This is a genomic window from Streptomyces sp. NBC_01450, assembly GCF_036227505.1.
In the GTDB taxonomy this organism is placed as follows: Bacteria; Actinomycetota; Actinomycetes; order Streptomycetales; family Streptomycetaceae; genus Streptomyces.
Genome location: NZ_CP109480.1, coordinates 7,178,837 through 7,191,646, shown reverse-complemented (window position 1 = coordinate 7,191,646; position 12,810 = coordinate 7,178,837). Strand labels below are relative to the sequence as shown.

Below are 12,810 nucleotides of genomic sequence, written 5' to 3'. Positions count from 1 at the left end.
TCCGGTGATCTTTCACGGGCCTTACAGGCCCATGTCCTTCGCGATGATCGACTTCATGATCTCGCTGGTGCCGCCGTAGATACGGTTGACGCGGTTGTCCGCGTACAGGCGGGCGATCGGGTACTCGTTCATGAAGCCGTAGCCGCCGTGCAGCTGGAGGCAGCGGTCGATGACTCGGTGCGCGACCTCGGTGGCGAACAGCTTGGCGCTGGCCGCCTCGGCGGGGGTCAGCTCCCCGGCGTCCAGGGCCTCGGTGGCCCGGTCGACGACGGCCTCGGCCGCGTCCACCTCGGCCTGGCAGGCGGCCAGTTCGAACTTGGTGTTCTGGAAGGCGGCGACGGGCTGGCCGAAGACGACCCGCTCCTGCACGTACTGCTTGGCGAACCGGACGGCGGCCTTGGCCTGCGCGTACGCACCGAAGGCGATGCCCCAACGCTCGGAGGCGAGGTTGTGGCCGAGGTAGTAGAAGCCCTTGTTCTCTTCGCCGAGGAGGTCCTCGACCGGGACCTTCACGTCGACGAACGCCAGCTCGGCGGTGTCGGAGGTCTTCAGGCCGAGCTTGTCGAGCTTGCGGCCCACCGAGTAGCCCTCGGCCTTGGTGTCCACCACGAAGAGGGAGATGCCGTGACGGCGGTCTTCCTTGGTGGGCGCGGAGGTGCGGGCGCAGACGATCATGCGGTCGGCGTGCACGCCACCCGTGATGAAGGTCTTGGCGCCGTTGAGGACGTAGTGCGTGCCGTCCTCGGAGAGCTTCGCGGTGGTCTTCATGCCCGCGAGGTCGGAGCCGGTGCCCGGCTCGGTCATCGCGATGGCCCACATCTCCTCGCCGGAGACGAACTTCGGCAGGAAGCGCTTCTTCTGCTCGTCGGTGGCGAGCAGCTTGATGTAGGGCAGGCCCAGCAGCACGTGCACACCGGAGCCGCCGAAGGAGACACCCGCGCGGGCGGTCTCCTCGTACAGGACGGCCTCGAACTTGTACGAGTCGATGCCGGCGCCGCCGAACTCCTCGTCCACGCGGATGCCGAAGACGCCGAGCTCGGCGAGCTTGTAGTAGAAGTCGCGCGGCGCCTGGCCCGCGGCGAACCACTCGTCGTAGACGGGAACGACCTCGGCCTCTATGAAGGCCCGCAGGGTCTCCCGGAACGCCTCGTGGTCCTCGTTGAACACCGTACGGCGCACCGCCGCCACCCTTCCTTGCGCCTAAGCCGGCGCCGCTCTCGCGTACCTGGTTGCGCGCCGTCTGGGTTCCTCAATTGATGGTTGCGGTCCCAAATCTAAGCGCTTGCTCAGACGCTAGGTTACCCGTCGGTCACGACGACCGTCCAGAGTCATCGGCCGTCCTCCCCCATGACGCTCGTCACGCCCGCTTGATCCTCGTCACGCCCGCTGGACGCTCCTCACGCCCGCTCCAGCTCGGCCAGCCGGGCGAGGACGCGCCGCGGAAGCTCCGCGGCGGTCAGCCGGAACGGGGTCCAGCGGTCGTTGGAGTCCGGCTTCAACGACGCCGAGAACCGGAAGCGCCCCCCGTTGTTGGGCTCGGCGATCATCTCGCCGAACGTGCCGCTCGGTATCAGCCAGGCGGTCATGATCGTTCCCCGCTCGACGTCCACGGCGACGAACAGCATGTCCAGGTCGGCCCGCGGCTGGAAGGTCTGGGAACGCACGAAGGCCATCAGCCTGCCCTGCCGGATCTGCGTTCCGGTGGACATCCGGGCCTTCACCTGCACCGCCAGAGTCGCCGAGCTCCCGCGCCGGTGGAAGACGAGGTCCACCCCCTCGTCATCGACCAGCGAGGTGGAGACGTTCAGCTCACCGCCCGTGGCGAGGATGGCCGAGGCCGCGACCAGGTACTCGGCCGCCTTTCCCATCCGTGCGGCTGCCGGACTCTTCTCCAGGTAGTCCTCGTCGTCACTCATGACGTGAACCTACCGAGCGACCGGTGGCACGCGACGGAAGAACCCACGATCACGGATCAACGCGCCCATGGGCCCCACCACTTGGGCGGCGGCGGGTCGGCCGGTGCCGACGTCGGCTGATCGGGATGGAGGCCGAGCCGGCGCAGGGCGTCCGCGCGCACGTGGACGGCGAACGTGCCGTGCCAGTGGCCGTCCGACCGGACCCCGCACATGAGGTCGACCCGGACGTCGTGCGCGGCGAAGGGCTCCCAGTCGATGCCCCGGTCTCGCAGTCAGACCGCCATCAGCCGGCCCGGCCGCGGGCAGCCGGGGACGTTCTCGAAGCAGAAGAGGGTCACCCAGTCGGAGGTGTGTCCGTCCATGGCCGCCATCATCGTGCAGGGGGCGGAGCCGCCGCTCGCATTAAAACCGCGCTCGCATCGAAACCCGCACAACACCCCTACTGATCCCCCGCCCCGGCCGCCGCCGCGAAGGCACCCCGCGCCATCCGGTGCAGCAGGGCCGCCGTCACCCCGCGCCCCGGCAGCGCCGCCGGCCGCCCGAGGTGGGGTGTCGAGTTCAGGAGGCCGAAGACCGAGTGCACCGCCGAGCGGGCCGTGGGTTCGGTGAGGGCCGGATACACCTCGCGCACGACCTCCACCCACAGCTCGACGTACTGCCGCTGCAGCTGCCGTACGAGCTTGCGGTCGCTGTCGCGCAGGCGGTCCAGCTCGCGATCGTGCAGGGTGATCAGGGGACGGTCGTCGAGCGCGAAGTCGATGTGACCCTCGACGAGCGAGTCGAGGACCGCCTCCGCACCCCCGTCGGCCTCCGCGACCCGGCGCTTGCCGCCGGTGAGCAGCTGCCCGCTGATCCCCACCAGCAGCTCGGCGAGCATCGCGTCCTTGCCCGCGAAGTGCCGGTACAGACCGGGGCCGCTGATGCCGACCGCCGCTCCTATCTCGTCCACCCCGACGCCGTGGAAGCCGCGCTCGGCGAAGAGCCGGGCAGCCTCCTTGAGGATCTGCTCGCGTCGGGTGGGGGCGTCGGTTCTCGTGGCCATGAAAGCAATTCTAGACAGGGAGGTTAGCGGTCGTTAACCTGGATGACATGCGTTAACGCTCATTAACTGGTGGACCACTGGTGAGGGGACCGCGGGACATGCACGAAGCACCGGAGCTGACGAGCGCGGCAGATCCCGCGTCGGAGGCCTGGCGGGCCAACGAGGCGGCCCATCGCGCCCTCGGCGAGGAGCTGCGCGCCAAGCTCGCCGAGGCACGCCTCGGGGGCGGTGAGCGGGCCCGGGAGCGCCACACCGCGCGCGGGAAGCTGCTCCCGCGCGAGCGCGTGGACACGCTCCTCGACCCGGGCTCGCCCTTCCTGGAGCTGGCCCCGCTGGCCGCCCACGGGATGTACGACGGGCAGGCCCCGGCCGCCGGGGTGATCGCCGGGATCGGCAGGGTCAGCGGCCGCGAGTGCGTGATCGTCGCCAACGACGCCACCGTCAAGGGCGGCACGTACTACCCGATGACCGTGAAGAAGCACCTGCGGGCACAGGAGGTGGCGCTCGAGAACCGCCTCCCCTGTGTCTATCTCGTCGACTCCGGAGGCGCCTTCCTGCCCATGCAGGACGAGGTCTTCCCGGACCGCGAGCACTTCGGGCGGATCTTCTACAACCAGGCGCGGATGTCGGGGGCGGGGATCCCGCAGATCGCCGCGGTCCTCGGCTCGTGCACGGCCGGTGGCGCGTATGTCCCGGCGATGAGCGACGAGGCCGTGATCGTGCGCAATCAGGGCACGATCTTCCTCGGCGGGCCCCCCTTGGTGAAGGCCGCCACCGGCGAGGTCGTCACCGCCGAGGAGCTGGGCGGCGGCGAGGTCCACGCGCGTGTGTCGGGCGTCACCGACCACCTCGCGGAGGACGACGCGCACGCGCTGCGGATCGTACGGAACATCGCGGCCACCCTCCCCGCGCGCGGGCCCCTCCCCTGGGCGGTCGAGCAGTCCGTCGAGCCCAAGGCGGATCCGTACGGGCTGTACGGCGCGGTGCCCGTCGACTCCCGCACCCCCTACGACGTACGCGAGGTCATCGCGCGCGTGGTGGACGGTTCGCGCTTCGCCGAGTTCAAGGCGGAGTTCGGGCAGACCCTCGTCACCGGCTTCGCGCACATCCACGGACACCCGGTCGGGATCGTCGCCAACAACGGCATCCTGTTCTCCGAGTCCGCCCAGAAGGGCGCCCACTTCATCGAGCTGTGCGACCAGCGCGGCATCCCCCTGGTCTTCCTGCAGAACATCTCGGGCTTCATGGTGGGGCGTCAGTACGAGGCCGGTGGCATCGCCAAGCACGGCGCCAAGATGGTCACGGCCGTCGCCTGCACGCGCGTGCCGAAGCTGACCGTGGTGATCGGCGGTTCGTACGGCGCGGGCAACTACTCGATGTGCGGCCGGGCGTACTCGCCGCGCTTCCTGTGGATGTGGCCCGGCGCCAAGATCTCCGTGATGGGCGGCGAGCAGGCCGCGTCCGTCCTCGCGACCGTCAAGCGCGACCAGTTGGAGACGCGCGGGGACTCCTGGCCCGCCGAGGACGAGGACGCCTTCAAGGCCCCGATCCGCGCCCAGTACGAGCGGCAGGGCAGCGCCTACTACGCGACGGCCCGCCTCTGGGACGACGGCGTGATCGACCCGCTGGAGACCCGGCAGGTGCTGGGCCTCGCACTGACCGCCTGCGCCAACGCGCCGCTGGGTGACCCCCAGTTCGGCGTCTTCCGGATGTGATGAGGGTGCCCGAGATGTTCGACACAGTCCTTGTGGCCAACCGGGGCGAGATCGCCGTACGCGTCATCCGCACCCTGCGCGCGCTCGGTGTGCGCTCGGTCGCCGTCTTCTCCGACGCGGACGCCGACGCCCGGCATGTGCGCGAGGCGGACACGGCGGTACGCATCGGTCCGGCCCCGGCCGCCGAGAGCTATCTGTCGGTGGAGCGGCTCCTCGAAGCCGCCGCTCGCACCGGGGCCCAGGCGGTGCACCCCGGGTACGGCTTCCTCGCCGAGAACGCCTCGTTCGCGCGCGCGTGCGCCGAGGCAGGGCTCGTCTTCATCGGCCCGCCCGCGGACGCGATCGCGCTGATGGGCGACAAGATCCGCGCCAAGGAGACGGTGAAGACGGCCGGGGTCCCGGTCGTCCCCGGCTCGTCCGGCAGCGGCCTCACGGACGCGGAGCTCGCCGAGGCCGCACGGGAGATCGGCATGCCCGTGCTGCTCAAGCCGTCGGCGGGCGGTGGCGGCAAGGGCATGCGGCTGGTGCGCGACGCGTCGGCGCTGGGCGAGGAGATCGCCGCCGCCCGCCGCGAGGCCCGCGCCTCCTTCGGCGACGACACCCTCCTCGTCGAGCGCTGGGTCGACCGCCCCCGGCACATCGAGATCCAGGTCCTGGCCGACGGCCACGGCAACGTCGTCCACCTGGGCGAGCGCGAGTGCTCCCTCCAGCGCCGCCACCAGAAGATCATCGAGGAGGCGCCGAGCGTGCTCCTCGACGCCGAGACCCGTGCCGCGATGGGCGAGGCGGCGGTCCAGGCGGCCCGCTCCTGCGGGTACGAGGGCGCGGGCACGGTCGAGTTCATCGTCCCCGGCAACGACCCCTCGTCGTACTACTTCATGGAGATGAACACCCGTCTCCAGGTGGAGCACCCGGTCACCGAGCTGGTCACGGGGCTCGACCTGGTGGAGTGGCAGCTACGGGTCGCCGCGGGCGAGCGACTGCCGTACGGGCAGGAGGACATCACCCTCACCGGGCACGCGGTGGAGGCGCGCATCTGCGCCGAGGACCCGGCGCGCGGCTTCCTGCCGTCCGGCGGCACGGTCCTCGCCCTGCACGAACCCCAGGGCGACGGCGTGCGCACCGACTCGGGGCTGAGCGAGGGCACGGAGGTCGGTTCGCTCTACGACCCGATGCTGTCCAAGGTGATCGCGTACGGCCCCGACCGCGCGACCGCGCTGCGGAAGCTGCGCGCCGCCCTCGCGGAGACGGTCACGCTCGGCGTGCAGACCAACGCCGGGTTCCTGCGCCGGCTGCTGGCCCATCCGGCGGTGGTGGCGGGGGATTTGGACACGGGGCTGGTGGAGCGGGAGGCGGAAGAGCTGCTCTCCGGCTGCGGTGACGTACCGGAGGAGGTGTACGACGCCGCTGCCGCGGTACGGCTGTCGTCGCTGGCCCCGGCGGGCGGCGGCTGGACCGACCCCTTCTCGGTGCCCAGCGGCTGGCGCCTCGGCGGCGAGCCCGCACCCGTGGTGTTCCACCTGCGCGTGCCGGGACTCGAACCCGTCGCTCACCGTCCGCGAGGTACGAACACCGTCACCCCCGACCTGGTCTCCGTCACCCTCGACGGCGTACGCCACACCTTCCACCGCGCCGGCGACTGGCTCGGCCGCGAAGGCGACGCCTGGCACGTGCGCGACCACGACCCCGTGGCCGCCTCCCTCACCGGCGCGGCGCACGCCGGGTTGGACTCGCTCACCGCGCCCATGCCCGGCACGGTGACCGTCGTGAAGGTGGCCGTCGGCGACGAAGTGATCGCGGGCCAGAGCCTGCTGGTGGTCGAGGCGATGAAGATGGAGCACGTCATCTCCGCCCCGCACGCCGGGACCGTCAGCGAGCTGGACGTCACGCCGGGCACGACGGTCGCCATGGACCAGGTGCTGGCCGTGATCGCGCCGTACGAGGAGACGACACCGTACGAGGAGACACCATGAGCACCCCCGAACTCGGCCTCCCCATGGTCGTACCGGCGCCGGACCTGCCGGCGCGGGTGCGGATCTACGAGGTCGGCGCGCGCGACGGGCTGCAGAACGAGAAGGCGACCGTGCCGACGGAGGTCAAGGCCGAGTTCGTCCGGCGCCTCGCGGACTCCGGCCTGACCACCATCGAGGCCACCAGCTTCGTCCACCCCAAGTGGGTGCCCCAACTGGCGGACGCAGAGCAGTTGTTCCCTCTCGTGAGCGACCTGGGCAGGTCCTCGGGGGTGCACCTCCCGGTCCTCGTGCCCAACGAACGGGGTCTGGACCGGGCGCTGGCCCTCGGCGCGCGTCATGTCGCCCTGTTCGCCAGCGCGACGGAGTCCTTCGCGAAGGCGAACCTCAATCGGACCGTCGACGAGTCACTGGCCATGTTCGAGCCGGTGGTGTCCCGGGCCAAGGCGGACAAGGTGCACGTCCGCAGCTACATCTCGATGTGTTTCGGCGACCCCTGGGAGGGTCCCGTCCCCATCCACCAGGTCGTACGCGTCTGCAAGGCCCTGATGGACATGGGCTGCGACGAGCTGAGCCTCGGCGACACGATCGGCGTGGCGACACCGGGTCATGTGCAGACCCTCCTCGCCGAGCTGAACGAGGAGGGCGTGCCGACCAGCGCGCTCGGTGTGCACTTCCACGACACCTACGGCCAGGCGCTCGCCAACACCCTGGCCGCCCTCCAGCACGGCGTCACCACCGTCGACGCCTCCGCGGGCGGCCTCGGCGGCTGCCCCTACGCCAAGTCCGCCACCGGCAACCTCGCCACCGAAGACCTCGTATGGATGCTCCAGGGCCTCGGCATCGACACCGGTGTCGACCTCGCCCGCCTCACCGCCACCAGCGTGTGGATGGCCGAGCGACTGGGCCGACCCAGCCCGTCCCGCACGGTCAAAGCCCTCTCCCACAAGGAATGATCGCCATGTCCCTGGACCACCGTCTCTCCCCCGAACTCGAGGAACTCCGGCGCACGGTCGAGGAGTTCGCCCACGACGTCGTGGCCCCGAAGATCGGCGACTTCTACGAGCGGCACGAGTTCCCGTACGAGATCGTGCGCGAGATGGGCCGCATGGGCCTGTTCGGACTCCCCTTCCCCGAGGAGTACGGCGGCATGGGCGGCGACTACCTCGCCCTGGGGGTCGCCCTGGAGGAGCTCGCCCGCGTCGACTCCTCCGTCGCCATCACCCTGGAGGCCGGCGTCTCGCTCGGCGCGATGCCGATCCACCTCTTCGGCACGGAGGCCCAGAAGCGGGAGTGGCTCCCCCGCCTGTGCTCCGGCGAGATCCTCGGCGCCTTCGGCCTGACGGAGCCGGACGGCGGCTCGGACGCGGGCGCGACCCGCACGACCGCCCGCCTCGACCCGGACACGAACGAATGGGTGATCAACGGCAGCAAGTGCTTCATCACCAACTCCGGCACGGACATCACGGGCCTGGTCACGGTCACCGCGGTCACCGGCCGGGGGCCCGGCGGCAAACCACTCATCTCCGCGATCATCGTCCCGTCCGGCACCCCCGGCTTCACGGTCGCCGCCCCGTACTCGAAGGTCGGCTGGAACGCCTCCGACACCCGTGAGCTGTCCTTCGCCGACGTCCGCGTCCCGGCCGCGAACCTGCTCGGCGAGGAGGGCCGCGGCTACGCCCAGTTCCTGCGCATCCTGGACGAGGGCCGCATCGCCATCGCGGCCCTGGCGACCGGCCTCGCGCAGGGCTGCGTCGACGAGTCGGTGAAGTACGCCAAGGAGCGCCACGCGTTCGGACGCCCGATCGGCGCGAACCAGGCCATCCAGTTCAAGATCGCCGACATGGAGATGAAGGCCCACATGGCCCGCGTCGGCTGGCGGGACGCCGCGTCCCGCCTCGTCGCGGGCGAGCCCTTCAAGAAGGAGGCCGCGGTCGCCAAGCTCTACTCCTCCACCATCGCCGTCGACAACGCCCGCGACGCCACCCAGGTCCACGGCGGCTATGGCTTCATGAACGAGTACCCGGTGGCCCGCATGTGGCGCGACTCCAAGATCCTGGAGATCGGCGAGGGCACGAGCGAGGTGCAGCGGATGCTGATCGCGAGGGAGCTGGGGCTGGTGGGCTGATACGAGCGCCTCCCTACCCTTGGAGGATGGACTATCCGAGGATGCGCACGATCGCCGAGGATCTCTTGACGTATGCCGAGCGCGTGGAAGGCGCTTGGACCGTGGAGATCGGCCCCTCCGGGCCGATCCTCGCGATGGCGCGTCCCTCAAAGCGCCACCACGGAACGGGCCACCGCATCCGGGCCCAGCTGGACGCCCAGCTCCCGGCTACCCATCCCGGGTACACCTGCGCGAACGGCCCCTCGATCGAACACCCGGAGATCGGCCGCATGCGGCGCCCGGACGCGCTGGTGATCCCCGAGGACGTACTCGACGAAGAGGGCCTCGCCGTCGACGCGACGCAGGTTCTGGCGGTCGTCGAGATCGTCTCGCCGTCCAACCCGGACAACGACTACGGCGTGAAGCTCACCGAGCACCCCGCCATGGGCATCGCCCACTACATGATCGTCAACCCTCGGACCGGCACCATCGAGGTCCACTCCGTTCCGTGCGGGGACCGATACCGCAGCAAGGACCCATACATTTACGGGGACTCGGTGCCGTTCGGCGCCTGGACGGTGGAGACCTCCGCGTTCCGCCGCTACGGCAAGGCCGGCGACGACAAGCCCGAAACGCGCGCGGGCTGACAGCCCGCCCCGGTCTCACCGAGCGCCTGCCTGCACCGAGGCCCCGTGAACACCCCCTGACTCAGGCACATCCTCGCGGATCAGGGGGCCACCCGGCAAGGCGTTCATACAGCGACGGATCACCTAGCCGCCGCCCCGTCACCGCCCACCTCGAACCACAGCAGCTTCCCGGCACCCCGCCCAAGCAGGTCGTCACCGAGTGCCCAGCCGCCCCAAGAGTCCGCGCATTCCTGTACGAGGAGCAACCCGCGCCCCCCACCGGCGTCCGCCGGGACGGGAGCGACCCGACTGCCGGCCGACTGATCGAAGGGCGCGGGAATGTACGGGCTGCTGTCCCACACCCCCACCCGTAACCGCCCGCCTCCCAACGCGGTCAACCGCAGAGAGGCGGGCCCTTTCGTGTGGCGGTACGCATTGGTCACCAACTCGGACGTCAACAACTCGACCACGTCCAGGACTTCGCGCAAGCCATGCCCGTCGAGTGCGGCCCGCACGGTCATACGTGCGACGCGTGCGGCGCGCGGGTCAGGGGGCAGTCGAAGGGCGTACACCCAGGTATCGGGCGGGGATACGGTGACCATGAACACCTCCGGGAGGGAAGGGGTTTGGGCTCGCTCAACGTCGGCGCCGTGCGGCGGCAATGCCTGGGTTGGTGCGCTTCCGGCTTAGGGGCGCGGGCAGTTGAGCGGTACGCGACTACCGTAGAGCAGATGGTTAGATACCTCTAACCATTCCTACTCAAAGAATCCAACCTTCACTCGTGTGAGGGAAAGGGACGCCGCGTCGCGGCCGGGAAGGAGAGGCTTTGCCGCCCACCAGCAGCCCCACCCTGCGGCAGCGGAGGTTCGGCGCGGAACTGCGCAAACTCCGCGAACGGGCCGGGCTCACTGCAACCGGGGCCGCCGAGCTGCTCGGCGTCAACCAGGCTCGCGTCAGCATGATCGAGACCGGTCGCACACCCGTCAGCGCCGACCGCGTCCGCTCCATGGCACGCGCGTACGACTGCTCGGACGATCGGCTCGTCGATGCCTTGGCCGCAATGACGGGACGGCGGACACGCGGCTGGTGGGAGACGTACCGGGAACACCTACCCGCCGCGTTGGTCGACCTTGCCGAACTGGAACACCACGCGACAGGGTTGCGCGTGGCGCTCGTGATCCACATCCCGGCGCTCTTGCAGACCACTGATCACGCCCGCGCCCTGTTCCGGTCCGTGGTCCCGCCCATGCGGCAGTACGAGATCGAGCACCGGCTGACCCACCGCATCAAGCGACAGGGCATCCTGCACCGCGAGAGCCCGCCCCCGTACTCGGCGATCATCCACGAGTCAGCCCTCCGCATGGGCTTCGGTGGCCCCGCCGTCGCCCGTGGGCAGCTCAAGCACCTGCTCGACATGGGCGAACTCACCCATGTCGGCGTCAGGGTGATCCCGTTCGGTACGGACTACTTCCCGAGCACCGGCCAGTCATTCGACTACGTCGAGGGGCCCGTTCCGCAACTCGACACCGTCCAGTTGGACACGCACCACGGCGGCTGTGGATTCCTGGACGCGGAGGCACAGCTGGGTAAGTACCGTTCCGTACTGGATCACATGGAGTCCTGCGCGCTCGACCCCGCCAAGTCACGCGACTTCATCCATCGCCTCATCCAGGACGCCTGAAGGAGACCAGCCGTGCACAGCATCCACTGGCAGAAGTCCACTTACAGCGGAGACAGTTCGAACTGCGTCTATATCGCCGCGGCCCCCGAAGGAACAGTCCACCTCCGCGAAAGCGACGACCCGGAAACCATCCTCACGACCACGCCCGCCGCCCTCAAGTCCCTGATACGGACCCTCAAGACGTCGACCGACCCTCGCTAGGCGGACAAGCCCCTGCGAAACAGCCCATGGGGCGCCGACCCTGGATCGGCACCCCATGGCTCACCCACCTATTCGTCCAGTCCTACCTGTCCACGGCTGGCCAGTGAGGCCCCGACAGGCTCAACGGGCTCATCCAGCTCTTCACCACCGGCACATAGCTCCTTCCCGCCCTCACACCCGCTGTTGTGGCCTGAACCGCGCACAGGCCTACTCGTCCTGATGGATCACGGCACCGACCTGCGCCGACGCGACTACGCGCGGGCCTTCGAGCACGAGCAGTTCGGCACCAGGTCGCAGGTTCGGGCGCGCCAACTCGGGGGCAAGGAAGCCGACCAGACAGCGCCAGCGCCGCTCATCCAGCTCCTCGGTTTTCTGCAGCAGAATGCTCAGCTGGTCAGCCGAGGCCGGCCAACCGGGCTGCACTTCGCGGTCGCCCCCCTGGGCGAACACCGCAGTGGCCATGTAGACGAGCGCAGTCGGCGGCCCTGACTGCCGCCCTCCGTCGTCGGCCGTACGCCAGTGGACCACGGCCTCCGCCACCGGCTTTTCAATCTTCTCCATCATGGCCACAACTCGATTCCGCTCATCTGCTTGTCGTCCCCTTGCCCATCGGGGCCAGCAGATGCTGATCTCACGGGAGTTGACCATGATGTGTCACGAAGCCTGAGCGTCAGCGTCTCCAGGTCGTCGAAGGTGGGCGGCTCGACGTCCGGTGCGATAGACGGTTGCGCCAGCGCGCATCGTCTTCGCGTCGACGTGCTCCGTGCGTACGCACTCGCCTGCGTCGGTGAGGCCCGTATGCGACTTAGCCTGGAGCCCGGCCATGGGTTACCCGCAGGAATCACGCACGCACACGGCTCGCCCGGTCCCTGAACGCCCTGTGCGACCACTACGAGAACCTCGACAGCGAGTGACCGCGACCCCGCACGTGCGTCGCCGCCTCGACAGGCTACTCACCAACGAGGCGGGCGACATCTCAGTCACATAGGAGGCGACCAACTCGAGCCCCGGCTGGATGGTATGGACACACCAGCCGCGCACACCTCGCACATCCCTATGCCCACCCGCTATGCCTCGACCTACAACGATCGGCGACCCAGTTGACAACCTGAGCCGCCGATCTGGCGTATTACTCAGAGCTGCAATACCGACGGAACCTTCTCCGGGTTTCCGTAGGTCAGAACTCTTCGTAGCCCACCGCGTAGGTTCTCTACATCTGACCCGGGCGCGATATGGAGATTAATTTCTCCGGTCGGAAGGTCAAGTTTTTCAACTGCTTCCGGCGTGAAACGGAAGAAGATCATGTTCGCCGACAGGGAAATTTTCTCGACGCCCCCGTAGTAAACCCCTCCCGTCTCGTTAATGATGCAATAACTATCCAATCCTAGAGTTCGCTCCTGCGCTCCGGGGCTTTCTAGGCCGCACTGAAAGGTCAGATACCGGCCTTCGCCATATCCGTCTTCCGCGAGTCCGACGGTGAAGCAGGAATCAAGTACGTTTTCCTCGACGACCACAACCCTGACGAGCCACTCAGAACCACTCACCATGTTTG

Annotated in this window: 13 protein-coding genes; 7 read left to right on the top strand and 6 right to left on the bottom strand. The window is 69.2% G+C overall.

The features are described 5' to 3' along the window. Positions 1–21: 21 nt before the first annotated feature. The 3 genes from OG568_RS32035 to OG568_RS32025 form a co-directional block, all read right to left on the bottom strand. Positions 22–1,179 (bottom strand): acyl-CoA dehydrogenase family protein, encoded by a 1,158-nt coding sequence (locus OG568_RS32035; RefSeq protein ID WP_266413755.1) that lies wholly within the window; start codon positions 1,177–1,179, stop codon positions 22–24. 218 nt (positions 1,180–1,397) lie between these two features. After that, on the bottom strand, positions 1,398–1,916 hold the full coding sequence (locus OG568_RS32030; protein WP_329534048.1) for a hypothetical protein: 519 nt from the start codon (positions 1,914–1,916) through the stop codon (positions 1,398–1,400). Positions 1,917–2,355: 439 nt separating this feature from the next. Beyond that, positions 2,356–2,958, bottom strand: a complete 603-nt coding sequence (locus OG568_RS32025; RefSeq protein ID WP_266413753.1) for an SACE_7040 family transcriptional regulator — start codon at positions 2,956–2,958, stop codon at positions 2,356–2,358. Positions 2,959–3,056: 98 nt separating this feature from the next. Between OG568_RS32025 and OG568_RS32020 the strand changes: the two genes are divergently transcribed. From OG568_RS32020 to OG568_RS32000, 5 genes are read left to right on the top strand one after another with little or no spacing between them, the layout of a single operon-like run. Further along, on the top strand, positions 3,057–4,673 hold the full coding sequence (locus OG568_RS32020; RefSeq protein ID WP_329534047.1) for a carboxyl transferase domain-containing protein: 1,617 nt from the start codon (positions 3,057–3,059) through the stop codon (positions 4,671–4,673). Positions 4,674–4,687: 14 nt separating this feature from the next. Then, positions 4,688–6,646, top strand: coding sequence for an acetyl/propionyl/methylcrotonyl-CoA carboxylase subunit alpha (locus OG568_RS32015; protein WP_329534046.1), 1,959 nt, complete (start codon positions 4,688–4,690; stop codon positions 6,644–6,646). Beyond that, positions 6,643–7,599 (top strand): hydroxymethylglutaryl-CoA lyase, encoded by a 957-nt coding sequence (locus OG568_RS32010; protein ID WP_266582600.1) that lies wholly within the window; start codon positions 6,643–6,645, stop codon positions 7,597–7,599. Before OG568_RS32015 ends, OG568_RS32010 begins: the two co-directional genes overlap by 4 nt. Before the next feature lie 11 nt (positions 7,600–7,610). Next, complete coding sequence (locus OG568_RS32005; protein ID WP_266591130.1) at positions 7,611–8,771, top strand: acyl-CoA dehydrogenase family protein; 1,161 nt, start codon at positions 7,611–7,613, stop codon at positions 8,769–8,771. A gap of 26 nt (positions 8,772–8,797) precedes the next feature. Next, positions 8,798–9,397: a Uma2 family endonuclease gene (locus OG568_RS32000; RefSeq protein ID WP_329534045.1), complete on the top strand. Its 600-nt coding sequence runs from the start codon at positions 8,798–8,800 to the stop codon at positions 9,395–9,397. A 119-nt stretch (positions 9,398–9,516) separates the two neighbouring features. Here the strand turns inward: OG568_RS32000 and OG568_RS31995 are convergent, their stop codons facing one another. Beyond that, positions 9,517–9,978 (bottom strand): ATP-binding protein, encoded by a 462-nt coding sequence (locus OG568_RS31995; RefSeq protein ID WP_329534044.1) that lies wholly within the window; start codon positions 9,976–9,978, stop codon positions 9,517–9,519. Between the two features lie 224 nt (positions 9,979–10,202). Here OG568_RS31995 and OG568_RS31990 point away from each other — a divergent pair, with 224 nt between their 5' ends. Together OG568_RS31990 and OG568_RS31985 are read left to right on the top strand one after the other, a co-directional pair. Next, complete coding sequence (locus tag OG568_RS31990) at positions 10,203–11,057, top strand: helix-turn-helix domain-containing protein (RefSeq protein WP_329534043.1); 855 nt, start codon at positions 10,203–10,205, stop codon at positions 11,055–11,057. A 12-nt stretch (positions 11,058–11,069) separates the two neighbouring features. Continuing rightward, on the top strand, positions 11,070–11,258 hold the full coding sequence (locus OG568_RS31985) for a DUF397 domain-containing protein (RefSeq protein ID WP_329534042.1): 189 nt from the start codon (positions 11,070–11,072) through the stop codon (positions 11,256–11,258). Positions 11,259–11,465: 207 nt separating this feature from the next. On the opposite strand, the gene OG568_RS31980 is transcribed toward OG568_RS31985, so the two are convergent. After that, positions 11,466–11,822 carry a hypothetical protein gene (locus OG568_RS31980; protein ID WP_329534041.1) on the bottom strand — a complete coding sequence of 119 codons (357 nt, stop codon included), beginning with the start codon at positions 11,820–11,822 and terminating at the stop codon, positions 11,466–11,468. 569 nt (positions 11,823–12,391) lie between these two features. After that, entirely contained in the window at positions 12,392–12,805 is a 414-nt protein-coding gene (locus OG568_RS31975) for an Imm10 family immunity protein (protein ID WP_329536517.1), read from the bottom strand. Positions 12,806–12,810 lie beyond the last annotated feature (5 nt).